Origin of the sequence: Paenibacillus rigui, assembly GCF_002234615.1 — a bacterium.
Classification (GTDB): Bacteria; Bacillota; Bacilli; order Paenibacillales; family NBRC-103111; genus Paenibacillus_S; species Paenibacillus_S rigui.
This window is the reverse complement of the sequence record NZ_NMQW01000053.1, coordinates 18264-44707: the sequence shown is the minus strand read 5'-3', so window position 1 is coordinate 44707 and position 26444 is coordinate 18264. Positions and strand designations below refer to the sequence as shown.

Sequence of the window (26444 nt, the reverse complement as noted above, 5' to 3'; positions counted from 1 at the left end):
TAGTACTAAGTTGCGCTAGTACCCCTATTTTCGTCAATATACGCTATGAAGGACATAGAAAGCATGAAGGAATATGCACCGGGGATGTCGAATTTGTCCGCATGATGACGAGGAATGTAATTAATAAAACCACAATCAAATATGTTTTGCTCATTCTTCTCTTTCTTGGCGCTCTCCAAGGTCTTCGGTGGTTATGGGCGGGGATGTTTTATACAGCCGACAGTCCTCGACCCGTCAACGGCGTACTCGACCTCCGCGGCAAAGACTTGGAGAAATCCCCTTCGTTCTTTTTGGATGGGGAGTGGCAGTTTGCACCGGGAAAATTCATTTCCCGTCAGAGCCTGCCGTCGGAGGAAGAGCAATTCCAGCCGATTCAGGTCCCGGGTGACTGGGGAAATGTGCTGCATCAGGATTCCGGATCCTCGTATGGGTACGGAACGTATCGGCTGCGCATTCTGACCGATCCGCTGACGGCGCCCGCCGCCTTCTGGCTTCAAGGAATCCAGGCCGCCTCGGGGCTGGATATCAACGGGGTCGTGTTCGGAGGAATGGGCACACTGGGTACGAGCGCTGAAGAAAACAAGGCCAAAAATATTTCCTTCACCGCTTCGTATGCGGTAGAGGGCACAACGGAGCTCGATTTGCTTATTCGGGTGGCCAACTATGAGGATCCTTCCAACGGGGGTCTCCTGCGCTCCCTTCGCTTCGGCTCGCAAGCGGCCATCGATTACGTTCGCTGGTATTCCATCGGATTTCAAATGACTATCTTTCTCATTTTGCTGCTTCACGGTTTGTATGCTTTTATCCTATACGTATTTAATCCCCAGGAACGAACCTTGTTCATTACGGCTCTATTAACGCTAAGCGTGGGCATAGCCATATTGATAGGGCATGATAACGTGCTGCAGCTGTGGCTGCCGATCAATTACGCATGGGCGGTAAAAATCCGGCTCATCTCGCTCCTGTGGCAAAATTTATTTATTCTTCTTCTCTTTAAGCGGTTTGCTTCCGAGCCTGTGCGAAATGTGCGGCTGCAGGCTTATACTGTAGTGATCGTTGCCTTTACGGCCTTCCTGATTGCCGCACCCGTTACGTGGGTGAATACCGTCGTGAACTGGAACCTGTTTCACGCCATCTATTTGCTGGGCTTTGCCTGGTTCATCTATGTCGTGGGCACGTTCATCTTCCGGCAGCCCGACAAAGATATCGTTTACCTGCTTATTTCCGCAGCAGGCATCACCTCCAATTTTACATGGAGCATCGTAGAGTCCGCAAAAGATGTGACGACCGTTTACTATCCGATCGATATCATTGTGGCAATCACCGGCTTTTCCGCTTATTGGTTCAAAAAATATTTCCGTAATTCCAGGCAAATCTCCAGGCTCAACGAACAGCTGACGAGGGCCGACAAGCTGAAGGATCAATTCCTGGCGAACACCTCCCATGAGCTGAGAACACCGCTGCATGGCATTATGAATATCGCGGAGAACGTCGTAATGAAAGAGAAAGAGAAGATGCAGGCGAAGAGCGTTAAGGACATGGAGCTGCTGATCACCATCAGCCGCCGCATGGCCCATATGCTGGGGGACCTTCTCGATGTTGTGCGGCTTCAGGAACACCGGATTGTGCTCCGCCAGGAGCCTTTAAACATTCAATCGATCGTTCCCGGTGTCATCATGATGCTCAGATTTATGACGGAGGGAAAGCCTATCCAGCTGCACATGGAAATTGCCGCCACCATGCCGCCGGTCATGGCCGATGAGAAAAGGCTCGTTCAAATTTTGTATAATCTGCTGCACAATGCGCTCAAATACACGGAAGAAGGAAGCATCACCGTTTCTGCGGAAACTCATGACGGACATGCCGTCATTTACGTCTCGGATACAGGGGTAGGTATGGATGAAGAAACGCAGAAGCGGGTGTTCCTGCCTTATGAACAAGGGACTTATGGAATACACGATGGCAGAGGGATTGGACTGGGGCTAAGCATATGCAAGCAGCTGGTCGAGCTGCATGGGGGCGCAATTACCGTTCGCTCCGAACTGGGGAAAGGCTCCGCTTTCAGCTTCAGGCTGCCTTTAGCGGATGCATCTAGTACCTCATTATCACCAGCATCTTCTCCTCACGATGCGGCTACGGTTCGTGCGGAGGAGCTGTCGGCCGGGCTATTCGCCTCGAACTCCGCAGTTGGCGAAGTGGCGGCGACTGTACTCATGCCACCGCTTTTGAACGCGCAGCGGGTGAATATTCTGGCCGTGGACGACGATCCCGTCAACCTGAATGTGCTTGTCAGTATGCTATCCACGGAGCCTTATCACATCACAACAGCCCATTCAGCCCGTGAGGTACTGGATTTGCTAGGTACACAGCAATGGGATTTACTGATAGCCGATGTCATGATGCCGCATATGTCCGGCTATGAGCTGACTCAGAGGGTAAGGGAGCAATACTCCGTGTCCGAGCTTCCGGTCTTGCTGCTGACTGCCCGCAGCCAGCCTGCCGATATTTATACCGGGTTCGCCGCGGGAGCCAACGATTACGTTACCAAGCCGGTGGATGCACTGGAGCTGAAGTACCGTATCCGGGCATTGACATCGCTGAAGCAATCCTTCAATGAACGATTACGCATGGAGGCGGCCTATCTGCAAGCACAGATCCATCCCCATTTTCTGTTCAACACGCTGAACTCTCTTATGGCGCTAAGCGATATTGATACGGAAAGAATGAAGCAACTGGGCGATGCCTTTACCTCTTTTTTGCGGATCAGCTTTGATTACCTCAATACAGGGGAGCTGGTCGAGCTATCCCATGAGCTGGAGCTGGTGGAAGCGTATTTGTATATTGAAAAAGAGCGTTTCCGGGACAGGCTGTCCGTCGTCTGGGAGGTGGAGCCCGAGCTCAGCCTGCGTCTCCCTCCGCTTTCGATCCAGCCGCTGATTGAAAATGCCGTGAAGCACGGTCTTCTCAGCCGAAGCATCGGTGGTACAGTCCGCCTTCGGATTGCCCGTCAGGACGGCTTCACGCTGATCGAGGTCCAGGATAACGGGATAGGGATGGAGCCGGAACAGGCGGCTCATCTGCTGAGTCCAACCATAAAGGGAAAGGGCGGGATCGGGCTTGCCAATACGAACCGCCGGTTGACCCAATTGTACGGCCAAGGGCTGTCTATTACGAGCAAGCCCAACGAAGGAACGGCCGTGTCCTTTGTCATTCCAGATCAGAGGAAGGCATAAGAATAGAAAGCCCTGTCCCAAGCGACAGGGCTTTATTTGTACTCGCCGTCCCCCTCTTGCCAAATTCGGCGGTTACGGGGCCGTCCTTTTCTTATTTTAGCGCAAGCACACGGCTTTGAAATAAGCGATAAGACTCTCCATATTCATCTGCATATGCCGATTATCCCCGTCCAGCTTACTGATCATAATGCCGCCTTCCATAATGGACAAGGTCAAGGTCGCTAGTGCATCGATGTCCAGGTCCGACTTGAATTCACCGGATTGAACGCCCTCCAAAATAATGGATTTCATCTGATCCAGAGTGCCTGTTAAGCCTTTCCGGGCTCTTTCGCGTAAGATGGGATGACCGTCATCGCTTTCGGTAGCCAGGTTGAGCAGAGGACAGCCTCCTACAAAAGGAGGCGCTTCGACAACGTTCTCATACACCTTCAAAAAAACAAGCAGCTTGCCCATCGCCGTAGCTTCCCGTTCAAGCGCCTCTTGGATGGCTCGCCCCACGACACCGCCCGCATAGCTGTACGCCTCAAGGGCAATTTCATCCTTGCTGGCAAAGTGGCGGTAAATGCCGCCCTTCTTGATGCCCGTTAGCTCCGTAATGTCGGATAAGGATGAGCCTGCATAGCCTTTCTGGTTAAACAGCTCGGCTGACTTGGCGATAATACGCTTGCGGGTGTTTTCTCCCTTTGGCATGTGCATTCTCCCCTTTGCGTTTAAAATGATTCCTTTCATTATACCAAAGGAAATAAGGCTTTCAAAAAGGAATACGATCGTGCTATAGTAAAGATACCGATCGGTATCTTTTATTTATTTATTCAAACCATACTGGAGGAATGCGGGTGGAGACGACCTGGTTTAAGGAATCAAAGCAGGCATGGATAGGATTGGCCTCTCTCTGGATCATTGGATTCATCGGGGCGCTGACACGGTTTATCATGGCTTTTTTTCAAGTGCAAATCGCTCACGATTTACAGATCAGCAGAGGATTTATTTCGATGGCCTGGTCCACCAACTTGTTGATCGCCGCCCTATGCGCTCCGTTAGGCGGTTGGCTCGTGGACCGGTACGGCCCTAAGAAAGTCATGCTCCTGAGCTCATTCATCGGAATCCTGGGGACGGGGACCGTCGTATTCGGTCATCATTCTATTCTTTTCTTTGTCGGATACGGGATCATCTCGGGCTTTGTCGGGATCGGGACATCGACGACCTATATCCTGATTTTCGATTGGTTTCGGCATCACCGGGCCAAGGCGACCGGATTGCTGGCGAGCGCTTCCTCCCTGGGGCTAGCGATCAGCACCCCCATCTTCGTGTCCGAGAGCTGGCTGACCTGGAAGGATGCATTTCTTGCCGCATTTATACTCGGGATCGTCGTTACGCTGCCGGTCATCTGGTTTGGTATCAGGAGCGCATCATGGAAGGAGCAGCTTGAGGACAAAGCTTCTGATGCGGCCGCAGCCAAGGCTGGAGACGTACAGGAGCAAGCCCGGATTCGCTCCGGGTTCGCCATGCATCTGCCGATCCTTCCGGTCGTTGCAGGCGCCTTGTTCGCCTGCGGCTTTAACATGGGCACCGTCGAAATGAACCTAGCTGCCATTCATCAATCGGCGAACGTAGCGCCTGGCACCATTGCCCTTTCAATGAGTGTGCTGGGGATGATGGAGATCGTCGGGTCGTTGATTTTCGGTTATTTGCTGGACCGGGTCAATAAGCTGGGGATGATGACCCTGTTGTACGGCATTCGGATTGCGGGATTTTCCCTTCTCTTTATGCACCTCGGATGGTCCCCGGTGATTTTCGCCTTCGCCTTCGGCATCACCTATTTAAGCGCCATTCCGGGCGGGCTGCTCATCGTTAATGAATATGCAGGCGGAAAAGGCAAGCAGACCGGCTGGCTCCTTCTTTTTCACCAAGGGGGCGGTATTCTGGGGGCGTTTATAGGGGGCGTTTCGTTCGATTACTTCCATCATTATCAAGCGTTAATCGGTATGGATATCGTGATATGCACCCTTGTGGCATTCGGTTATTTCTTTTTATATACGACCCGGAAGACCCGAAAGACCCGGAAGCGAAGCACCCAACGAGCCATGCATCCGGAGGCCAGTGCCTGACTGCATCCTGGTGGAAGCCTCCCGCAGATATTCCCCGCGTATTTCCGACACCCGATCTTCATCGGCGTTGTTCCAAAACAAAAAAACACAACCCTCTGGAAACAGACGGGTTGTGTTTAGAAGTGCTGATTAGGATTCCATTCCTTTGATTCGATGGATAATGATGCGTTCCTGTTCAAGGTTGATCTCTTCTATCCGTTTGTTCAGGAAAAAAGCATCAACCCAGCCCCAAAGAAAGGAGCCAATCAGTATGGAAATAAAGAACCACAACATGAAGTAACTGAACCCTTCCAATTCGGTATATACCGCAAGAAGGAAAATAGCGATACTCGGGATTAAGCTCGTCGCTAACATGAAGCTTGCGTACAAATGATTATTTGTATAAAAGCGGTGTGCACCGATGAAGTGCAGGCCTGTCCAAAGGCCCCAAGCGACATCCTTGGATTTCATCTTCTTCTGTGATTCCGCCTCTAGTATTCCCAACTCTTCCAGAGTTAAAGTACGTAATAATTTTAAATTATCCATCAGGCTCTACTCGTTATTCCCGACCTGCAGCCACTTCTGTGTTAGCTTTGGCTTGGCTGAGCAAACGAATCTCAGAGAGGATCTCATTCTCGATGCTCTCGTTCGTGCTCTTAATCATTCCGGACATCAAAAACAAGTCAACCAATGTCCAGATCCCTAATCCGCCGAGCGTAAGCAGCATGGCAACCCCTGTTCCGATTCGGCCCAGATAGAATCGATGACCCCCGATCCCGCCTGTAAAGAACCAAAGCAACCAAGCAACTCCGCCTGATTTTTGTTTCTTGCTCATCTCGGAAGCAAGTAGTTGAAGCTGTTCTGTTGTTAGGTTTTGTTTTTGCAAAAGTGATGACATAATTCGACCCCATTTCTAGATAATGGGTCTATTATATAATGGATTTTCTATGTTTTAAAGAAATATTTGATAATTTTTGTATAAATTTTCATGAAGGCAGCTGATTTCCCGTCCCTTGGACCTATTTTTATCGGTTTAGCCTTCCTCCATTTTCTACAATTTTCACCAGAACGCTGCCTGCTTCACCACCCTTCCATCCGTCTCCCGTCGGATACGATGGGGTAGCTCTGCGGCAGGTGTCCGTTTCCACTCCTTCACCGTTTGAATAGCCTGATAAGTAAAGACAAAAAAGGTGGTGGACAGTTTGACGCGAAAGGTAAGAAAAGGGTCTGCTCCGTTCAAGCCAGCTTCATCCAAGGTAAGAGCGTATCCAAAAGCGGCCCTGGGATGGACATCAGGAAATTGGTCCGGCTATGCCATCAAGAAGGCAAAAAGAAATGCGTACCGCAGTGTTTCCGGATACTGGAGAGTTCCTAAGGTAAGGCCCAGTAAAACAAACAAATATTCCTCGACATGGGTTGGAATCGATGGATTCGGTAATAATTCGTTGATTCAAACGGGAACGGAGCAAGATTACGTGAAAGGCAAAGCGGTTTATTATGCCTGGTGGGAAATTTTGCCGGCGCCTGAAACTAAAATTCGGTTTCCTGTCTCCCCCAATGATCTGATGTACGCCAGAATCTCTAAAAGATGCGGCACGAACCAATGGTTAATCATCCTATCCAATAAAACGAAAGGCTGGACCTTCCGCAAGGTGACCAAGTACAATGGACCCGCTTCTACAGCGGAATGGATTATGGAGGCTCCTTCTATCGACGGGGAAATCACCCGACTGGCGAGATATAACAAATTCCCATTCAGCAGGTGCCGGGTCAATCGCAAGAACCCTCTTCTAAAGCCCGGCAATCGAGGCGTTATGATTCAAAATAAAGGTGTCGTTTCCACCCCTTCGCTTCCAAACAGGACAAAGGACGGGTTCTTCGTCGCCTATGGCTCGAAAACGCCATCGCCGCCAAAATCGAAATAATCAGCCGTTCTTCATCACATGCGCAGACAGGCTGCCCGCAACATGAATTTAGAGCAAAACCCGGTGTTCTAATATGTTTTTCATACTAATATGAGACTTCGAAGGCCCAAGCTTGATAAGGGAATCTTGAAGCTCCTCTAGCTCCTCGATGGTTGCCGTTTGTACCTTAATGAGATAGTTATATTCCCCGCTGATACGAAATAAATCGGTCACTTCCCGTCTATCCATGCAAAAATCAACGAGCTCTTGGCAATGCTCCGTTTTTAGTAAAATAAAGGTGGTCGTCCCTCGATTCAGAGCCGGTAAATGGAATTTCGCCGTATATCCGGAAATGACCCCTTTCTCTTCCAGCTTGATCATCCGTTCTTTAACGGACGGCTGGGACATGGAAACCTCTTTACTGATTTGGGAAATAGGCATTCTTGCATTATGTTGAAGTAATTGCATGATCTTTTTATCCACGTCATCGATGAGCTGTTCCATATATAAATACCCCCTGATCAAAATAAGGCTAATCTTCCAAAATGCCTTAATTTCAATCATCATCATACTACAAAATCCTTATTATCCGCATGTATTTTAGGCTTGATGATCACTATAATAAACTCAAGTTCAATGAGGAGTGATTATAGATGAGCGTAAAAGGCCTTTCTCATGTAGCCATTCAAGCCAAGGATTACAAGGCAACGATTGCATTTTATACGGACGTTCTGGGATTTAGGATAGGCCATCATTGGACCCTGCCATCCTTCCAAATCAAAGAAGCCTGCATGTTGATTTCACCTGACCAAAGGACCTGTATTGAAATCTTTGATCATGAAGCGGTCATTCCCGCCCAAGGAAGGAAATCATCCTCTGAACATGATGTAGCTTATGGAGCGTTATTACACTTCGCCTTCTATGTAGAAAATGTAGATGAAATGTTTCAAAAAGCGCTTGCTAAGGGAGCAAAGCCTTATATCGAGCCCGATTCCCTTTCTCTTGGCGAACCGCCGCTTGTCATAAGGAATGCTGTCATTCATAGTCCGAATGGGGAAGTGATAGAATTTATTGAGGATGTTGATTTTGACATGTCTGCGAAAGAGAAGCATGAGGAGCATTGCAAATGATAACAACAAGGCTGCTTCGATTTGGATTTCAAAGCAGCCTTGGCTGTGTGTTTCTTCACTTGTCCTATTCTTTTACAACCCTTGGATAAGTTCCTTGATCGAGCCGTCACTCTCCAATGCACGGATCATGATGGCTACCGCTTCAGCGCGAGTGGCATTGTTATTAGGTTCAAACTTAGCGTCAGTTGCCCCTGGAACCAGATGGGCGGCTGCAGCTTGTTGAATACCATCCTTAGCCCAGTAGTCAATATCAACATCTGTAAAGTTAGCCGAAGTATTTTTTGCCAGCAGACTAAGGTCCAGTATACGGGCAAAAATGGTCACCATCTCCGCGCGTACATTGCGATCAGGGGTTTTAGATCTTGCACCCCTCCCGTATACCGATCATTGATTGAACCAATATTATTTCGACAAAAATTCACAAAATCCTACATGGCCGACTCGGTTTGCCAAGCCCCCTCATCACCTGAATTTTCAGCCAGAGCCCAAGCTGATTACCCGTAACCTTGGCGTCAGTTCGGCAATAACGAAAAAAAGAAGGCTTCTCGCAGCTCCATCATGCTTGCGAAAAGCCTCTTCTTATTCATAGTATCCTTGGGTTGATTTGCGGAATTGTTTGAATTGATTCATATCATGTCCGAACCACACTTGTGAATTTGTTCAGGCAGCCAAAGTGCGGATTATTTCGGCCCCGTTTCGGTAGCCGCGCGAATCATAAATAATGCCCGGCAGCTTGACTGGCGGGCCATGGTATCTTCCGCCACTCCCATTTAATGATTGCAGCCTTATAGTTAGGCCCGGGCTATCGAGGCATACACCTGATCCAGGAAGGCTATCGATGCCTTCTCAGCCTCTTCTCTATGCACTAGGTTGGCCACATTTCGGCGAAGGCGGCGATATATGCAAATGGACGCATGAAGCGAGCGGTAGCAGCTCCCGGAATTGTGTGCGGGGACGGTTTCCTCTAGTTCTGCGACCGCAGCCGGGACATACTGCTCCAATCTCCTTACGCCTCTAGGAAGTTGCCCATTTTCGGCCAAAATGAGCGGCCCGAGCACCGTGCTGCGGATAAAGGCCAACAGATCGATCAATTCGAACCATTCGCCTCTCCCCAGCTTCGTTGCCCCATAATGTACCCATACCCAAAACCGGTCCTCGATCCATTGAGGATCGAGATCAGGATGATGCGGCTGCGTTCGATGAAGTATCTCACTGATTTCCGTCCCCCGTTCCCAGAGCACGAGGGGATTCTCTATGCGGTGCTCCAGTTCCTCCAGTGAAACGAACTTGTAATCAATATGAAGCGGTGGTGGACCGTACAAGCAGATGATCAGCCGTGGCTCACCGACATGCTCCCCCGTAAAAGCAGAGAGCAGACCTCCCGGCTGCTCCGCTATGTTCAGCCGCTCGTTCATGATCTCTTCCCGATAAGCGGTCCGATACACGACGATCAGATCCAGATCGCTATACTCGTCCATTTCGCCTGTCATAATCGAGCCGCCGGCAAGCAGCCCGATTAACCGGTCATCCCGGATGAACTTCTCTTTTACTTTTTCGATAAACTGTTCGTGAATAGGAAGCATCATATTGAGCACCTCTTACATTTGACCCATAAAATGGGTATTACGCCAGTTTACCAAAGGCTGCAGCGTCCTGTCAATGTGCGATGCGTCGTGTAAATACATTTGAATTTCGACGGGACGCTGGTATTCCTGAATCTTCTTCTCATGTCAGCAAGCATGCTATTCTGCATGTAAATTGCAAAAAAACGAACCAAGTCGCCAATAACAGGTCTCCTTAAATCGCTTGCCGTGTCTACATAGAGGGTGCCGGGTCACTATAGGGAGTGGCTTTGTTTGTTTTTCGGCCAAGTTGGAAACTCGCTATTTGGGATCACTCAGTCCTTCGGCATCAATCTCATTCTTGATATCCACCGCTACGCTCTCGATTCCCGGGAACAAATCGTTTTCCGTCAGACCGTAATGGAACAGCTGGTTACTCATATCCTCACGGAAGTTTTTATCGATAACGATTTTATATAAATAGTTGGCGCTGTCCGGCAGCTGATCCAGCCCGACAATTTTCGGAGTCTTGGGAAATACGGTAAAGGTTCCGGCCTGCTTGATGATCCGCGGATTGTTAAGCGGGCCGATAGCAGCGGCAGCCTTCACGTTATCGTTCTTGGCGTTCGGGCCGAAGCGCGCGGTGAAGGCGGGTTCCGTCACGTTGGGAATATAGCCGGGCTTGAGGAAGTTATAGAAGCTGAAGGATTTGTTCAGCGTGACTGGGTCCAGTAGCCAGACGACCTTATCATTGTCTCGTTCTTCCGGGCTAACCGGTACGCCCAGTGCAAACAGCAGCGCAACCAGCGCTTCCCGTGACCAATCCAGTAGGCGGGTGGGCACGCCATAGTGCTGCATGAGGAAGAGCCAGCCCCAGTATGAGTTTTCATCCTCGGCGTAGGGGAAATAAGGGACCCGATCCAAGTAAGGGTAAGCAAGGGACCGGAATTTGGATAAATACACAACTTCCGCCTGCGCCCCTAGCCCTCTGGCAATGCTCGGCTGCAAATGAAACGTCGTGCTCTTCACCCCTCGAAACCAAAGCTCACACGATTTCGGCTCATTGGGAGGGCACACCCTTTCAGATATTTGATCCACGGCCTTTAAGTATTTTTCTACGCTGTTGATTCCGCGTATTGTAAAAATTCCATTACTCTGGGACTCGGCAATCCTTGCTTTCTTCTGCATGATAGGCGTTCCTCCTAAAGGTATATACATCACAAAATATGCGCGTATGCCCAGGGAGGTGACGTTCAAAATTTTATTCAAGGGTGTGAAACGGCTCCGCTTCAACGGGTCTAGCGGCAAAAAATGAAGAGGAGCTTGCCCTGGTTACGGCAGCTCCCCTTAGTAAGGGTTGTATAAGTGGGAAACTATTTGTTCCGGATAATATAATTATTTGCCTTCTGCAGCCATCTGTTCTGCTTCAATTTTAGATGTCCTCGACGTATCCCCCATGAACCAGTAGACAATCAGACTGATGGCAATACAGCCGGCGACGTAGTAAAAGAAGAGCGACTCCGCGCCGATGCTTTTACAATAAAGCGCAATGTATTCAGCAGTTCCCCCGAAAATAGCCACCGTCAATCCGTAGGGGAAACCGACGCCCAAAGCGCGAATTTCTGTCGGGAACAGTTCAGCCTTTACGATCGCGTTAATAGAAGTATAAGCCGTCACAATAAACAGACCACCCATCATCAGCAGGAACGCTACATAGGGGCTGTGGGTATTCTGCATAAATAGGAACATAGGGACGGTGTACAACGTTCCGAAAATACCAAAGAAAATCAACAGCGGACGCCGTCCGATCCGGTCGGACAGCATGCCGGCAAGAGGCTGCAAGACCACGAACACGAGCAGGGCGATAAAGTTGATCCAACTGACGGTCTCTTTCCCCATACCTACGGAGTTCACCATAAATTTCTGCAAGTAAGTGGTGTAGGTATTGAAGGCAAGCGTTCCGCCAAGAGTCAGACCGACAACGGTCAGCACCGCTTTCCGATGCTTCATCAACTCGCGAAGCGTACCAGCCTTAGACCGGCTTGTCTTATCCATCTTGGTATACTGTTCCGATTCATCCATGCTGCGGCGCAGCCACAGGACGATAAAGGCGCCGCAGGCACCGATCACGAAAGGAATGCGCCAGCCCCATAACATCATAGCTTTTTCATCGAGGATTTGCTGTAAAATAATTTGCACGCCAAGCGCCACCAACTGACCGCTGATCAATGTGACGTACTGGAAGCTGGAGTAGTATCCGCGGCGCCCGCTGGCAGCCATCTCGGACAAGTAAGTAGCCGATGTCCCGTATTCTCCGCCGAGGGACAGCCCCTGGAGCAGCCGAGCCACAACAAGAATGATCGGGGCAACCACACCGATGGTGTGATAGTTTGGCGTGACGGCAATGATCAGGGAACCGCCGGCCATAATGCTGACAGAGAGCGTCAGTGCGGCCCGTCGCCCGTAACGGTCGGCATAGCGGCCTAGAATCAGGCTGCCGAATGGCCGCATCAAAAAACCGATGGCAAATACGCCTGCGGTATTGAGCAGCTGGCTCGTCGCATCCCCTTTCGGGAAAAACTGGGACGAAAAATACACAGCAAACGCCGCATACACGTACCAATCGTACCATTCAATCAGGTTCCCGCTGGAACCTTTTATAATGTTGCTTGTAATGCGACGCTTTCTTTCACGATCCGTTGCTTGCATGATAAATGTACCCTCCTTGATAGTATCCCGATCTTAGCGCAATAAAGATATCGAAATCGCTTGCAAATGAAATCCTGTCCTTTTGTTTCTTATTCCCAATGAGAAGAACAATTATTAAATTAGAAAGCGTTTCCATTCCCTTCTGCGATTGGATTCAATTCCTTTAGACAACATTTATTGTAGAACGTTTTGCCGCGTTGTCTCCAACAGTTTGTCCTGAACGTGCATAAATGGCATCTGAATTGCCTTATTCCCATCCAAGTTACATTGACTAATGTGCCGAATCGAAATACCCTTTACATAAGGGGTGGAGTTTCATGTCGTTTACCATGCTTTTCAGACTTTTTGAAAATATATCCGAAATTGCGGCCATCTCCCTCATCCTGGGTCAGCTGGACTACTTTCGAAATATGGTGTATGGGAAAAACGGCTGGAGGCGCATAATCATCCTCTCTGCGCTGTTCGGCTTCCTTTCCGTGCTGGGAACCGAGCAAGGAATTCGGATTCACGATGCCATCGCCAATACGCGAATTGTGGGAGCCGTCATGGGAGGGCTGATCGGAGGACCTGTCGTCGGTTTATTGACCGGCCTCATTGGGGGCATCCACCGCTATTCCATGGGCGGATTTACCGCCTTGGCCTGCGCCATCTCGACAGTGACAGCAGGTCTTTTGGGCGGCTTCGTCAGCACAAAGAGAAATCTATCCCGTTTAAAGTGGCAACATATTGTACTCGTTGGCATAACAGCCGAGCTGATCCAAAAAGGAATGGTTCTGCTGCTGGCCAGACCTTTATCCGCGGCAATCGAGCTGGAAATGAAAATCGTGATTCCAACCACGATCGTTACCATCGCAGGTCTGTTGATGTTCACTCTTGTGTTTTGGAATTTGAAATTCGTGCAAGACGAATCCGGAGCTTCAGGTGCCAATCTCGCGCTAACGATTGCAAGCCGGACATTGCCCCATCTGCGGGCAGGGCTGAATGAACAATCGGCGGCCAGAACGGCCGAAATCATTCATGAAATAGCCAAGGTGGATGCTGTTGCCATTACCGAATATAGCAAATTGCTGAGCGCCAAAGGCCACGGCCTGGAACTGTACAAGGACAAAGAAAAGCTTTGCGCCGAGGTAGCGGAAGCCGTTCTTGCTGAGAAGCAGATCATTAAACGAGACAAGCCTGTTGTCATTCCCGACTCGCTTCGTCTAAAATCGGTCGTCGGAGCGCCTTTATACCACAACAACGAACCGATTGGCACGTTGCAGTTTTACTTAAAAAGATGCTCCGCCAAAGCGTCCCGGACGAACCTGAAATTGCTGGACGGTCTGGCCGATCTGTTATCGGTCCAAATGGAGCTGGCGGAGATCGAGCGCCAGACCAAAATGCGGCAGCAAGCGGAACTGAATGCGCTGCAGGCGCAAATCAATCCCCATTTTCTGTTCAACACGCTGGGAACCATCAAGTCCTATTGCCGGACAGACCCGGGGCTGGCCCGCAATCTGATTGGCAATCTAAGCGACATTTTCCGGCGCAATCTACAGCATAAAGGGAACTTCCATAGCTTACAGGAAGAACTGGATGGCATTCGCTCTTATTTGGAGATCGAAAAAATCAGATTTGCCAACCGACTCGAGGTGGATATGGAGATTGATCCATCTTTGCTGGGACGACAGGTACCCATTTTAATCCTGCAGCCCCTTGTTGAAAACGCTATTCACCATGGTTTATTTCCTAGCCTTCACGATTGCCGGCTTACGATTCGAATCGAACCGTTTGGCAACGAAGTGAGCATTAGCATTGAAGACAACGGGGTTGGCATGAGTGAAGATCGGCTGACCGACATCTTGAGCCGCCACTCGGAAGGAATCGGTATCTCCAACGTCCATCAAAGGCTGCAATCGATTTATGGCAAGCAATACGGCCTCACGATCGCAAGCAAGCCTGGCTTGGGAACGACCGTATCCTTGTTAGCTCCTTTATCCAATATTTGATCAGGATGTGAAATCGCCGTGTTGTTGAAAACGATGATTGTCGACGATGAGCCGGCTATTTGTTCCGAATTGGAATTCTTGCTAAAGAAATATGTTGAGATCGAAGTCACTGCCATTCATTTCAATGCAATAAAAGCCCTGACCGATGTCATTCAATCCGAGCCTGATTTATTGTTTCTTGATATTCACATGCCCGGCATGAGCGGTCTGGAGTTTGCCCGTCAGTTGAACCAGGTGTCCAAGCCTCCACTCATTATCTTTTCCACCGCTTTTCACGAGCATGCGCTGGAGGCATTTGCCACACCGGCCGTTGGCTATTTGACAAAGCCGATTGAGGAATCAAAGCTTGACGAGGCGATTCAGAAAGTTATGACACTGCTTCACAAGCCAGATCATCTAAACTATGCCGCGGCGGTACCGTTCCAGGGAGAGCACATCTGTATCCGGAGACAGACCAAGCTAATTCCAGTCCATATACAGGACATTTTGTTTGCCTTTGTGCGAGACAAAGATTTATTTATCGCTACCAGCGACAGCATCGACAAAAGCGATCTATCCATGAATGAATTGGAACATATTTTGAAGGGCTCCCACGCCTTTTTCAGAAGCCACCGAAATTATATGGTGAATGTGAAACAGATCAAGGAAATCATCCCCTGGTTCAACCACACCTATTTGGTCAAAATGAACGACAGCAACCAGACGGAGATCCCCATAAGCAGGGGGAAAATGAAAGCGTTTCGCAGCATAATGAATTTGTAAGGGCAGCGTGGTTTGAAGACTGAGGCTGCTTCCGGGCTATAATATAGTTCACCATACCCCTACAGAAAAAGGGCGCTAACCCGAAGGTTAACGCTCTTTCATCAATCATCATGTGTATGTCATTTACTTAGGAAGATGCTTGACTGTAAATGCATCCTCGATGTTTTCTTTCTTCTTAATAATCCCCAGATCAAGCAATTGATCCCTTAGCTCCTCCCATCGCTGCTTACTCATGTATCCCATCCCTTTACCAGCGGCATCGCCGCCATAGATCAAGTCCTTCATAGGCTCTACGGCTAACTTCATGCGTTCTAATGACGCTCCCGGATTCAGCTCTTTCAAGTATGCATTGATTTCTTCCGTATTTGCATAGTAGTAGTTCCAACCCTCGATGGTAGCTTTCAAATAGTTTTGTACGGTTTCCGGATTATCCTTTAAATATTTTTCTGTTGTAAAAAGAACATTGGAATACGGGTCAAATCCCGAGTCTGAAACTAACAAATAATCCGTTTCCATGCTTTGGAGCTTCAATTCGATAGGCTCGTTCATCAAAAATCCTTGCACAACAGCTTCTTTGGAATAGGCGAAATTGGCCAACGAACCCGTATATTTCAACATTTTCACTTTGTCCAAGGCATACTTCTTAGTCAGGTAATCCCAATAGACTTGACCCGGTCCAATATACGCCTCCCGCCCATTCAGGTCGCCAAAGCCTTTGATCGGCTGTCCTTTATGAAACACTAATACACGCGGACTATGCTGATAGGTAGTAAAAATCGCAACAAGCGGAGTGCCCTGATCTCTAGCCAACAGCACGTCATAAGCTTGTGCAATGCCAATTTGCGCTTTACCGGACGCAACCACTTGCACCGCTGAAACTTCAGGACCTCCGGGTTGAACCGTTACATCCAAACCCGCTTTTTCATAAATGTTTTTCTTTTTGGCAGCGTAAATGCCGGCAAAATCCGGACCAGGGAAAAAGCTTGTCACCTGCGTAAGTTGAACAGGCTTCTTGGTTTCATTTGCCACTGCCGGTGCCTTGTGATCAAGACTACCGGTTACCCTTTTATCACTTGAAGCTCCACAGCCATTGACTATAAAAAGCACGAAAATTAAACAAAGGATACCCACTGATTTACGCATACATTTCCCCCCAATTAAAATGTTTTTGCACTTCTCGAACTCCTCTCGAGCCAACTCCGACCCCATCAAGCCGTTCCCATGGTAACACCAAGCGCTAACAGCCACTTGCGATAGGCGATAGACATTTGATCCGATTTCAGGCTCAGTTCAACCTGTAAATCGAGCGGCAGCTCCTCGGGCTTTACGTTTTCCAGGATCACGATATCTTGCTGCATCACAATATCGTTCGCCGGACTGATTTGGGAGACATCCATTTGCAGGTTAAAATTTTGAGCATGGATTTTATAGACAATCGACGTTTCATGATCTAACGGGAAAGCTGCCAGCATAATGCAATTTTTTTCACCGGAAGGCGTACTTTTTCTTAAAAAACCGATTAATGGCCGCATGGCGATTTTTACATAGGTTACGGGAACAATCTCCCTCGAAGGAGGACTCTCATATTCGTAAATCACGACCTCATCTGTTATCAGCTGCCCCTCGATCTCACGAACCTGATAACCCGGTACTTCAGAGTAATGAGTCTCACTTAAAATCCCTTGATGAACCCACATCAGGTGGGTAAAATCCAGAAAATTTTCGATGATTCTCGGCCCGCTCGATTTAATCTTGAAAGGGCCATTGACATAACTTATATAGCCCTCTTTAGAAAACTCATCGAACTTCGGAATCGGATATTGCGGATCCCCTATGCAAACCCAGACCAATCCATACTTTTCTTCACACAAATACTTAATAGCCTTGGCCTTTAGCGGGATGGGCGTTCCTTTCTTTTGAGCCGGAATATCAACACATTGACCTTGCGAGTTAAACTTCCATCCATGGTAGGGACAGACGATATTATCGTCGGCTACTTTGCCTATGGAAAGAGCGCAACCCCGATGAATGCAGAGATCCTTAAAAGCATAAATGCCCTTCCGGGTGCGAAAAACGACCACCCTTTCTCCCATGATCACAACTTGCTTGGGGTCCTCGCGCAGCTCTTCGCTTTTCATGACTACAAACCACTCATTGGCGAGCACAGGATCCATCTCCATCATATGCTTCATTCATTTTCCCCCTCACTTTCGCTTTCTCAATCGTTTCATCGTTTCACCCATAAATACCGGCGCCTAACTCCTATCAATATTGAATGAGTCCAGTATGCATATTTTTCACCAGCCCTCCTCCTTTGCAAATGAAGCCTATATAAACAGAAAAGAGCCGTAGTAATAGAAGATCACTCTTCTAAATACTACGGCTCTTACCCTCCGTAAAACGGATGCTAAGCGTCCGAAGTGAAATGGTTGCTGAAAAAAACGAACGCTTCGCTTTTTCAACAAACGATATTATTTCGCTACCAATCGATCAAAACAAATGACGGTACTGGAAGACTCCGTACCTGGATCATAGTCTTTAAACAAGGCAGTTACCTTTAGATCAAACGTCGATTCTAACTTTTCTTTTAACCGCTGCTTAAACTTCGACGTTAACACGGCGTCCAGGGATGAGACAAGTCCTCGCTCTTCTTCACCTAACATCGAAAATAGGGGGGAACGGCTTATTTTAGCCAAAATCAGAACTTGATTCTCAATGCTGTAGATCTTCTGACTCTGTACACCCATACTATAAATTTCTTTATTAATTTCGTTGTAGAGGATAAAGAGCTGCTTTTTAAAGGACAGATCCATAGGGTGGTCACCTTCTCACTACCTTTTAGTCACAATAACATACGCCAGGCGGCGATGTCAACTTATATGTCATTTATCTGTTCCAAGGGCTTATAAAAAGCAAATTGATGTTAACTTAACTAACATAAAATAAGCCCACATCTATCTTAATATTCCCCTTTAATTACAAAAAACGAGCCCCGAATCGTTCCAGCTAATGCAGACTTCTGCCTAGCAAACTTAAACTTCCCCTCTAGCTCCTGCGGTACCTCCATCCCCTCGGAAAGCTTAAAGCCAACGGCCCGCTTCTTAGGGTCATCCACCGTATACATGACATTGATCGCAAGCCCATCCTCATAAAATACGTAGGCAAATTTAATATTCTCCACTTGAAAACGCGATGTTTCTAAAGGCTTGGCCGCAAACTCAATATTACGCTCTTTCAATACTCGGTTTACATAATCAAGGGTCTCCTGACTTTCACTTGCTGGCACAACTGTAAATTGATGCTTATATTTGTTCATAAAATAACGCGCTTCATTAGCACGTAAACCAGCTAGCGCTTCTGCAACGGGTGAAGACTCTAAACCAACCACAGATACATTTTTAAAATCAACAATATACGACATTTTCATTCCTCCCTGTCTTTTGAACACCTCTTTACCCTACAAAGGCACTGCCGTTTTTTCCTCCCTATCGGGACTAAGCCACGACCTGTTCAAGATTGCCACACCATGTACTCCAGCCATACTTGGCTCCATTGAGCGCCTGATCGTTGGAGAGCCCCGTTTGTTCGAGATGAAGATTAACTTGTCCGTTCCCTATTTGCTGCAGCGTCCATGTAATCGTGTGCTGTTCCCCTCCGCTAACCCACGTATAAGACAACCGGTTCGGCGCTTCTACGATAAGCACTTCCCCCTCGATAATGCCATCCCACCATTCGTTTGGCTGCGTACGGAACTGAAAACGGTGTCCTACGACAGGCTTAAAATCGTTTTCCATCGCCTCACCGGTATGGATGTTGGCCACCCACTTGGCCAGCTTGCTTGAATCGGTCAAAGCAGACCAAAGCTTCTCCATCGTTGTTGTATACTGAAAATCCAAAGTTAACATCAAGCTCATTCTTCTTCCTCCTCTAATAGTTGGTTCAAGCGTGTTAAATTCGCGTTCCAGAACTTGCTGTAGAAGGCTACCCAATCTTGAATTTCTCTAAGCGGAGCAGCATTGAGTCTAAATAGTGTTTCCCTGCCGACTTTGCGGTCAAGTACCAGTCCTGCCTCTTTAAGGATGGTCAAATGTTTGGATACCGCTGTACGACCCATCTGAAACTGTATCGCTAATTCATGTAACGGTATCTCCTTTGCCTCTGATAACAGACGTATGAGTCGGCGCCTAGTCGGATCTGCAATGGCGTCAAACACGTCCCGCAGCTGGTTTTTCTCGCTCACAACACCATCCCCTAAGTATTTCCCTGTTATACCCTATTCAACACTATATGGTGTCGCTTTTATTATATGACACCTATCGGTGTCGTGTCAACATCGTTATTAACCTCTGCATAAAAATATCGCGAAATTATAAAAAAAGCATCGTTCCTGAACACCTACATTTTCCTGTTCCTCCGTACTTACTCTAATCCCCTTGATGCGATTTAATTTATTTATTTTGATTTTTTACTCCCCATTCACATAGCTCTTCCAACACGGGTAATAGTGTTTCCGCTTTATTTGTGAGACTGTACTCGACTTTAGGGGGAACTTGTGGATACTCCTTCCGGTTCACCATACCATCCGCTTCCAATTCCTTAAGCTGTGAACTCAATGTCTTATAAGTAATAGCTCCTATCTGTCTTTTCAGATCATTGAAGCGAACCGGTTGGTTTTCTGCCAGGAGGTAAATGATAACCATTTTCCACTTACCGCCAATGACTGACAATGTATAACCAAAAGGTGTATCTTGAATCTTCTTAACTTTACCTTTGTATTCAGCCATACTCATATTTTTACACTATCCTTTCTGGTAGTACCTATCAATAAAGTGCGTACTATTCTTTTATATGCTTTCATTCTATACTAACCTTACTTTAAGTAAAGGAGAGAAAAAAATGACTACTATTAAGAGCTACAATCACGATCTTTGGGATCACGGCATCACCCAGGGTTATTCCGTAAACGGAACTATCTACATTTCGGGGCAATTCGCACACGACGCGGAGGGCGCGTTCGTGGGCGTAGGCGATATAGAGGCACAGACCCGGCAAACGCTGGAAAACCTCGACCGCGTGCTGGCGGAATTTGATGCCACGAGGTCGAACCTCGCTTATGTGGAGATCTATTTGACAAACGCTCAAGAACATACTGAGCCGGTCATCCGGCAGTTCAAGGAATACGTGGGGCAGCACCGGCCAGCCGGCAGTCTCATCGGCGTGACATATCTTGCGTCCCCTGAGCAATTGATTGAAATAAGCGCGGTCGCACATACGGACTAACTCGGCCACCGCGACCGGGACAACAGAGGCGGCCGGGCTTCGGATAGGCGCGGCCGCTAATGATAGTTCGAGTTCAATATAGTTCAATATCCCTCAAGAGTCAGGGGACTTTCAATTGAAACAGCACCAAAGCCGGTCACGTTGATGTTGTCCCCATTCTTCAGGACACACTGAACATCAAATAGCTCCGGCCCAGTAGTGCAGGCAGGAGCTGGCAAGATGATATGAATCGGATCCTTTACGGCATGCCACATTCAGCAAGTTTCGACTAACCCATACAAATTTGAAACATCCAACTGGCATATAAAAGACATATTTACGTCATATATGTAAATTAATCCGGCGCTCTACTGACGATCCGGTTGCGCCCCTCTTCCTTTGCCTGATATAAAGCCTCGTCCACCTTTTTAAACAATTCGGTCAAATAACCTCTTGCATTTTCCAAGACTTTATCCGCAAATGTATCGATCGTCAGCAGCCCCAAGCTGATCGTGATTGATAAAAGCTGGGCTTCATTGGGAATACTCACCTTACTCGATTCGACAGCGGCTTTCACCTGCTCTGCTAACATCGCAGCCTGAGATCGATTCGTACCTGGCAAATAAATAATAAATTCTTCCCCGCCGTACCGAGCCAGAATGTCAGTCTTTCTCAGATTGCGCCTGATCGTCTCCACAGTACTGCAAATGACCTCATCGCCTGCCAAATGTCCATAACGGTCGTTGACTTGTTTAAAGTAGTCTATGTCCAACAGAATAATGGAAAATGGAGTGTTGGACCTTACATGCTCAACGACTTCATGCTCCAACTGTCGTGTCAAATAATGCCGGTTGTAACAACCGGTCAAGCTGTCCGTGATCACTTGCTGTTCGAGCTTTCGGTTGGTTTGATAAAGCTCCTCTTGTATCATAAGCAACTCTTGATTCCGTTCCTGCAAAATGATATTCTGACGCTTCTTCTCTTCCACTAACTGGCGCAGCTCGCTTACATCCTGAAACATGATCGTACGGCCTATCCAAATACTGTTCACCATGATAGGAGCTGCATGAAGGATGCCATGACACCGGTCGCTTGTATCCAGCGTAATTTCTATTTCCACACTCTCTAGCATCCGACGCCGATAAAATTGTAAAAATGACTCCTTATCACTTTCCGAGCGGCTCCGGGAAAGGAAGGTTGCGATCTCGAAGCGATCACCAAGCTGCAGATCGACATAAGCACGCATCGACTGGTTGATTTCAACGATGGTCTCATTCTCATCCAGCACTAGGATGCCCCGACCGATCGTATCGATCACCTTCTGATGCGCAATGGTAATGAGATCCAAGACTTTATCACGGCAAATGGCAATGATAAAGATGATATCCGAGAGGAGAATACCGCCTGAAGTCAATCCCGGAATGACCGGCAACCATGGGGCTAACACCACATTGAGCAAAATGTCCGATAACGCACATACAATCAACACCATAATCCCTTTGACTACAAGCCGGACCTGACTTTGAATACGGGGTGATCTTGCTGACGCTATCGTTTGCAGCATCAGATAGACCGAAATGAACAGATAGGCCAACAAGATGGTTATGATAAACCAAAATAGCGGCCCATACGCTCGTTGGATGTAACCCCCGTGTATGGGTTGGACGAATATGCCGTACGGATTGACAACTACGCCAAGGGCAGCCAATAGCGCAGGCACACACAGGATCGTCATTATTTTACTCCGCAGCATGTCCGATCTCCCGATCAGGAACAACGTAAATACAAGCCACCCGATGCCGATCAGCGAACAACCCACAAACGCAATGTTCAGATAAAATAGCTGCAGCGACGGATTGGCCGCCGTCTGAATCGCAAACTGGCAGAGCGGCCACAGCATCATCAAAAAGTGGAACGCGAAATAAGCCTTATGCAAGTTGGTTATGGTAACAGTCACAAATACATAGGCAAATAATACAAACAAAAGGAATAATAAGACAAGATCCAACCAGGTTGATATCCCCATATTTCACCACTTAACGTTTATGTAGTCAATTCAGCCTGCCCAGTTTGTGCTACTTCAGACCCACCTCCTCTTAATTCTACAGTTATTAATCTATGTTGACTATAGGGAATACCCCAACCCAGAATGGTTTTTTTCTAAGTATAACGAGCCTGAAAGGTTGAGTTGCGTTGAAACGATTACATCGTGATGCCGGTGGCTCCGCTAACCAGAAAGGTTTCCCCTGCCTTTAAATTCGCCGCGGCGAGCTTAAATATGCGGTAATGTGTATAGACAAGGCTAAGGCCCCTTTCTAATTTGGAGGCACCGCCGGACGTCTGGCTATATTGGCGGAAGAGTCGCTTTCTAAGCAGCGTATCACTCTAAAGACGAAATTTGCGCTTAACTTAATCAGAACGGGGGCGTCGAGACGGAAAGCAGTATGGTTTCACCCTTCCAGATATTTTTATAGCGATGAGGGATGGTAGCATCATAGTAGATGCTATCTCCTTCTTCTAGAACATAACGATCATTGCCGATATAAATTTCCAATTTCCCTGAAACTACAAAAGTAAATTCTTCCCCTTCACTGTGACCCACTCCGATCTCCCCAGAAGCGCCACCTTCTTCAAGTACCCCCCAGAGCGGGCCCATCTTGTTGCTGTTTCCCTGACTAAGCGCATACCAGGAAATCCTAGAGCCTTCGGATTGAACGAGAGGATTTCGTTCGTTTTTTCTTACGACAAGGCTTCGTTCATCGTTTGCTAGTAAATCCCTGAAATTAATTTGCAATGCATTACCGATCCGTTTTAGTACGCTCATGGAGGGATTGGCCTTATCCCGCTCAATCTCGCTGAGAAACGACAACGAGATTGAGGCTGCTTCGGACACATCACGGAGAGTTAACTTTTGCTTTTTTCTTGCTTTGCGGATGGAATCACCTATTGAATTCATATTAATTTTCTCTCCTTTACTTCTTTTACGCTGACAGCGAAATTTTAACCTTATTGTATGTAAAATATTGTGCTTTTACAAGCGTTTGAACCGGATATTTAATTACGTTCTAAAAACGTTGATCTGTGACCATGATTACATTAGTATTTATATCAAGGTTGATGCAACGCTAGATCCCGGGCTAGCAAGCATTGTCTTCAGTCAAATGACGAAAATTCTCAGATATGATAAATGTAATATTCGTTGTTAGCGTAATTTTCGCTCTAAGGAGAAGAACGTGCTGCATGTCTCTACCTGCGTAGAGATAATATTTGATAATAGATAATAGTGGAGGGGAAACAATTATGGCACTGGGTTCAAAGATCTATAAGGTAGGGGACGTCACAATCAGACGCTTAAACGAATTGGAAACAAACGGATTTACCGCGAAGGGCTTAATTCCCGATTGGGATCCGTCCATTTTGGAACAGCATAAAGACTGGTTAGTTCAAGGAAGTATGGAAGAGGATCTAGAGCATGTCATCATTACGATCGGAACTTGGATTGTAAAAACTCCCAAGCATACGATTTTGATAGACACGGCTATAGGAAATGATAAAAACCTGCCCGCTAGTACCGGTCTGGCCAATCTCCAGCTGCCCTATATCCAATGGTTGAAAGAAGCTGGTGTAGCCCCTGAGGACGTGGATTACGTTTTACTGACGCATCTCCACTATGATCATGTCGGTTGGAACACAAAACTGGTTGACGGCAAATGGGTTCCAACTTTCCCGAATGCCAAATACGTTTTTCCGAAAACGGAGGAAAACTACTACGATAGTCTGGGTACTAATAACGAAGCAAATAATCCGAGTATAAATGCCTTCGAGGAAAGTGTTCTTCCGATTATTCAAGCGGGATTAGCCGAATACATCGGCCCCGAGGGCGGAGAATATCTTGAAGGAATCAAGTTCATTCCATCACCGGGCCATAGTATCGGTCAAATGTCGATTAGTGTGACATCACGTGGGGAAGAGGCTTTCTTCGCCTCCGATGTTATGCATCATCCGATCCAGGTATATCGTCCAGAATGGAACTCCTGTTTCTGCGAAATCGACGAACAAGCACGTGAATCGCGCCTTTGGGCGCTTGCCTACGCAGCGGATCGCAACGTCCTTTATCTCGGCACGCATTTTCCTGGCAGTTCGGCAGGTTATGTGAGTCGGGATGGAGACGGCTTCAAGTGGCGCTATGAGTAATGAGGAGAACTGGCAGGTGAAACATGAGGAACATAACCATGAAGTTAACTAATGGAAACATTGTGACGGAGGATTTTAAGATTGCCAGCGATACTCCGGGCATTGAACTGCTGGTCAGGAATAAACGCTTGAATTCCAGTGAAAGCTTTTCTGCAGAACGGACGATATTGATGGTTCACGGTGCAACCTATCCATTCGAAAGTTTATTCGATGTCGAACTCGACGGCTTTAGCTTCTTGGATTTCATTGCCAGCCAAGGCTATGATGTATATGCGGTAAATGTGCGCGGATATGGTGGATCGACCCGCCCGCCCGAGATGGAACAGCATTCTGATCACAATCCTCCGCTTGTTCGAACTGAAACGGGTGTTCGAGATTTTGGTACTGCGGTTGATTTTATATTGAAACGGAACAATTTGTCCAAGATCAATGTGTTCGGGATGTCCTGGGGCGGAACAGTGGCAGGGGCATACACCAGCAAGAATAATAACAATGTGAATAAGCTTGTGCTGGTAGCACCCCAATGGGTGAGCTCGAGGCCAATTCCACTCGATCCCGGTGGTCCGATTGGATCATACCGTCACGTTCCAGCCGGACATATGAAGGCAAGATGGTTAAACGGTGCTCCGGAGGATAAGAGGGATGGCCTCCTTCCGGAAGGTTGGTTCGAGAAGTGGGTGGACGCGACGATTGCTTCCGACCCCTCGAGTCAGACGCGCACACCTCCAAGTATTCAGGCTACTAATGGTCCGATACAAGATGTCAGAGAATATTGGGCTTTAGGGAAAAAGTTCTATGAGCCTAAAGATATAATGGTTCCTGTCCTCTTGGTTCACGCAGAATGGGATGTCGATGTTCCGATCGATTCGGCAAAGGAGTTATTTTCTGAAATAACAGAAGCTCCTTATAAACGTTGGGCCGAAATCGGAGAAGGAACGCATATGGTCATGCTTGAGAAGAACAGACTTCAGGTCTTCCAGGTTGTGCAGCAGTTTCTTGATGAGGAATACAGTCCCGCGAAGTAATTCTACTAGAGTATGAAATAACACTCCTCGAATTCAAGAAGAGGCTGTCTCATAAGTAACTATTTATAGAAGAGTGAGACAGATCGTACCATTGAAAAAAGTTAATATTTGAAATGAAAAAGGAGCTAAGCGGCCTGTTCATGCTTGGCTCCTTTGTATTTGGCGCGCCGATATCCTCGATAATAACAAATTTTACGAAATTAAAATAAAGAGCCGCGAATGAATAAGCATGATTCATCCCTATATCTACAGTCAGATATGAAGGTTATTGCAACAACCTTTATTTTTTGGATTGGCACCAATCGGTGTGACCCAAACATCGATTGTAATTTCCGGTTTGGGAATTACGAATACGCTGCTGTTCAATATTATGGAGCGGATCCGCGAGATCGGGATGATGCGGGCGGTTGGGATCACACACCGGCAAGTGGTCGGAATGATCGTGCTGGAAGGCTTCGGGCATTGGGATCGCAGCCAGCCTGGTTGGCTGTATCTTTGGAATTCAGCTGATCTATATCACTTCAAGGTTACTTGAGATTCATTCACTAAGCTATCAGTTTGGCGTATCCTAGATCATTCTTCTGGGCATTG

27 protein-coding genes and 1 pseudogene are annotated in these 26444 nt (G+C 47.5%); 10 read left to right on the top strand and 18 right to left on the bottom strand.

Features of this window, described 5'->3' with window-relative positions; genetic code table 11:
- The first annotated feature begins 203 nt into the window (after window positions 1-203).
- Entirely contained in the window at window positions 204-3233 is a 3030-nt protein-coding gene (locus CF651_RS28335) for a hybrid sensor histidine kinase/response regulator (RefSeq protein ID WP_245856191.1), read from the top strand.
- Between the two features lie 96 nt (window positions 3234-3329).
- On the opposite strand, the gene CF651_RS28330 is transcribed toward CF651_RS28335, so the two are convergent.
- Window positions 3330-3923 (bottom strand): TetR/AcrR family transcriptional regulator, encoded by a 594-nt coding sequence (locus CF651_RS28330; protein WP_094018222.1) that lies wholly within the window; start codon window positions 3921-3923, stop codon window positions 3330-3332.
- 146 nt (window positions 3924-4069) lie between these two features.
- Between CF651_RS28330 and CF651_RS28325 the strand changes: the two genes are divergently transcribed.
- On the top strand, window positions 4070-5341 hold the full coding sequence (locus tag CF651_RS28325) for an MFS transporter (RefSeq protein WP_094018221.1): 1272 nt from the start codon (window positions 4070-4072) through the stop codon (window positions 5339-5341).
- Window positions 5342-5470: 129 nt separating this feature from the next.
- Here CF651_RS28325 and CF651_RS28320 read toward each other — a convergent pair whose 3' ends face one another.
- Entirely contained in the window at window positions 5471-5866 is a 396-nt protein-coding gene (locus tag CF651_RS28320) for an NINE protein (RefSeq protein ID WP_094018220.1), read from the bottom strand.
- Window positions 5867-5879: 13 nt separating this feature from the next.
- Window positions 5880-6155 carry a TM2 domain-containing protein gene (locus tag CF651_RS28315; RefSeq protein WP_281254525.1) on the bottom strand — a complete coding sequence of 92 codons (276 nt, stop codon included), beginning with the start codon at window positions 6153-6155 and terminating at the stop codon, window positions 5880-5882.
- A gap of 367 nt (window positions 6156-6522) precedes the next feature.
- On the opposite strand from CF651_RS28315, the gene CF651_RS28310 reads away from it, so the two are divergent.
- On the top strand, window positions 6523-7245 hold the full coding sequence (locus CF651_RS28310) for a G1 family glutamic endopeptidase (RefSeq protein WP_179233034.1): 723 nt from the start codon (window positions 6523-6525) through the stop codon (window positions 7243-7245).
- A gap of 48 nt (window positions 7246-7293) precedes the next feature.
- On the opposite strand, the gene CF651_RS28305 is transcribed toward CF651_RS28310, so the two are convergent.
- Entirely contained in the window at window positions 7294-7728 is a 435-nt protein-coding gene (locus CF651_RS28305; RefSeq protein ID WP_094018283.1) for an Lrp/AsnC family transcriptional regulator, read from the bottom strand.
- Between the two features lie 149 nt (window positions 7729-7877).
- Between CF651_RS28305 and CF651_RS28300 the strand changes: the two genes are divergently transcribed.
- Window positions 7878-8354, top strand: coding sequence for a VOC family protein (locus tag CF651_RS28300; RefSeq protein ID WP_094018218.1), 477 nt, complete (start codon window positions 7878-7880; stop codon window positions 8352-8354).
- A gap of 72 nt (window positions 8355-8426) precedes the next feature.
- Here CF651_RS28300 and CF651_RS28295 read toward each other — a convergent pair whose 3' ends face one another.
- From CF651_RS28295 to CF651_RS28275, 5 genes and pseudogenes are all read right to left on the bottom strand, one after another.
- Complete coding sequence (locus CF651_RS28295) at window positions 8427-8681, bottom strand: S-layer homology domain-containing protein (RefSeq protein WP_094018217.1); 255 nt, start codon at window positions 8679-8681, stop codon at window positions 8427-8429.
- Between the two features lie 252 nt (window positions 8682-8933).
- Window positions 8934-9104 (bottom strand): annotated as a pseudogene (locus CF651_RS33025) (N-acyl homoserine lactonase family protein); the annotation flags it as partial.
- 41 nt (window positions 9105-9145) lie between these two features.
- Complete coding sequence (locus CF651_RS28285) at window positions 9146-9940, bottom strand: nucleotidyltransferase domain-containing protein (protein ID WP_094018216.1); 795 nt, start codon at window positions 9938-9940, stop codon at window positions 9146-9148.
- Window positions 9941-10237: 297 nt separating this feature from the next.
- Window positions 10238-11104 (bottom strand): FRG domain-containing protein, encoded by an 867-nt coding sequence (locus tag CF651_RS28280; protein ID WP_179233033.1) that lies wholly within the window; start codon window positions 11102-11104, stop codon window positions 10238-10240.
- Window positions 11105-11311: 207 nt separating this feature from the next.
- A complete protein-coding gene (locus tag CF651_RS28275; protein WP_094018214.1) occupies window positions 11312-12625 on the bottom strand; it encodes an MFS transporter in 1314 nt (437 codons plus the stop codon).
- Between the two features lie 317 nt (window positions 12626-12942).
- On the opposite strand from CF651_RS28275, the gene CF651_RS28270 reads away from it, so the two are divergent.
- Window positions 12943-14613 carry a LytS/YhcK type 5TM receptor domain-containing protein gene (locus tag CF651_RS28270; protein ID WP_094018213.1) on the top strand — a complete coding sequence of 557 codons (1671 nt, stop codon included), beginning with the start codon at window positions 12943-12945 and terminating at the stop codon, window positions 14611-14613.
- Between the two features lie 18 nt (window positions 14614-14631).
- Window positions 14632-15375 carry a LytR/AlgR family response regulator transcription factor gene (locus tag CF651_RS28265; RefSeq protein ID WP_094018212.1) on the top strand — a complete coding sequence of 248 codons (744 nt, stop codon included), beginning with the start codon at window positions 14632-14634 and terminating at the stop codon, window positions 15373-15375.
- Window positions 15376-15498: 123 nt separating this feature from the next.
- Here CF651_RS28265 and CF651_RS28260 read toward each other — a convergent pair whose 3' ends face one another.
- From CF651_RS28260 to CF651_RS28230, 7 genes are all read right to left on the bottom strand, one after another.
- Window positions 15499-16518 carry an ABC transporter substrate-binding protein gene (locus CF651_RS28260; protein ID WP_179233032.1) on the bottom strand — a complete coding sequence of 340 codons (1020 nt, stop codon included), beginning with the start codon at window positions 16516-16518 and terminating at the stop codon, window positions 15499-15501.
- A gap of 65 nt (window positions 16519-16583) precedes the next feature.
- Window positions 16584-17567 (bottom strand): aromatic ring-hydroxylating oxygenase subunit alpha, encoded by a 984-nt coding sequence (locus CF651_RS28255; RefSeq protein ID WP_094018210.1) that lies wholly within the window; start codon window positions 17565-17567, stop codon window positions 16584-16586.
- Window positions 17568-17846: 279 nt separating this feature from the next.
- A complete protein-coding gene (locus CF651_RS28250) occupies window positions 17847-18188 on the bottom strand; it encodes a Na-translocating system protein MpsC family protein (protein ID WP_094018209.1) in 342 nt (113 codons plus the stop codon).
- Window positions 18189-18334: 146 nt separating this feature from the next.
- Window positions 18335-18796 (bottom strand): phage tail protein, encoded by a 462-nt coding sequence (locus CF651_RS28245; protein WP_094018208.1) that lies wholly within the window; start codon window positions 18794-18796, stop codon window positions 18335-18337.
- 73 nt (window positions 18797-18869) lie between these two features.
- A complete protein-coding gene (locus CF651_RS28240; RefSeq protein WP_094018207.1) occupies window positions 18870-19289 on the bottom strand; it encodes an SRPBCC family protein in 420 nt (139 codons plus the stop codon).
- Window positions 19286-19615: an ArsR/SmtB family transcription factor gene (locus tag CF651_RS28235; protein WP_094018206.1), complete on the bottom strand. Its 330-nt coding sequence runs from the start codon at window positions 19613-19615 to the stop codon at window positions 19286-19288. The genes CF651_RS28240 and CF651_RS28235 overlap by 4 nt, the downstream gene beginning before the upstream one ends.
- A gap of 208 nt (window positions 19616-19823) precedes the next feature.
- Window positions 19824-20165: a winged helix-turn-helix transcriptional regulator gene (locus tag CF651_RS28230; protein WP_094018205.1), complete on the bottom strand. Its 342-nt coding sequence runs from the start codon at window positions 20163-20165 to the stop codon at window positions 19824-19826.
- A 106-nt stretch (window positions 20166-20271) separates the two neighbouring features.
- Between CF651_RS28230 and CF651_RS28225 the strand changes: the two genes are divergently transcribed.
- A complete protein-coding gene (locus tag CF651_RS28225) occupies window positions 20272-20655 on the top strand; it encodes a RidA family protein (RefSeq protein ID WP_094018204.1) in 384 nt (127 codons plus the stop codon).
- 334 nt (window positions 20656-20989) lie between these two features.
- Here the strand turns inward: CF651_RS28225 and CF651_RS28220 are convergent, their stop codons facing one another.
- Entirely contained in the window at window positions 20990-22660 is a 1671-nt protein-coding gene (locus CF651_RS28220) for a histidine kinase N-terminal 7TM domain-containing diguanylate cyclase (protein ID WP_094018203.1), read from the bottom strand.
- Between the two features lie 387 nt (window positions 22661-23047).
- Window positions 23048-23590 (bottom strand): helix-turn-helix domain-containing protein, encoded by a 543-nt coding sequence (locus CF651_RS28215; protein ID WP_094018202.1) that lies wholly within the window; start codon window positions 23588-23590, stop codon window positions 23048-23050.
- A 344-nt stretch (window positions 23591-23934) separates the two neighbouring features.
- Between CF651_RS28215 and CF651_RS28210 the strand changes: the two genes are divergently transcribed.
- The 3 genes from CF651_RS28210 to CF651_RS28200 all read left to right on the top strand — a co-directional run bounded on the left by CF651_RS28210 (window position 23935) and on the right by CF651_RS28200 (window position 26388).
- A complete protein-coding gene (locus CF651_RS28210; RefSeq protein WP_094018201.1) occupies window positions 23935-24828 on the top strand; it encodes an MBL fold metallo-hydrolase in 894 nt (297 codons plus the stop codon).
- A gap of 38 nt (window positions 24829-24866) precedes the next feature.
- Window positions 24867-25853, top strand: a complete 987-nt coding sequence (locus tag CF651_RS28205) for an alpha/beta hydrolase (RefSeq protein WP_245856190.1) — start codon at window positions 24867-24869, stop codon at window positions 25851-25853.
- A gap of 307 nt (window positions 25854-26160) precedes the next feature.
- Window positions 26161-26388, top strand: a complete 228-nt coding sequence (locus CF651_RS28200) for an FtsX-like permease family protein (RefSeq protein ID WP_179233030.1) — start codon at window positions 26161-26163, stop codon at window positions 26386-26388.
- Window positions 26389-26444: the final 56 nt, after the last annotated feature.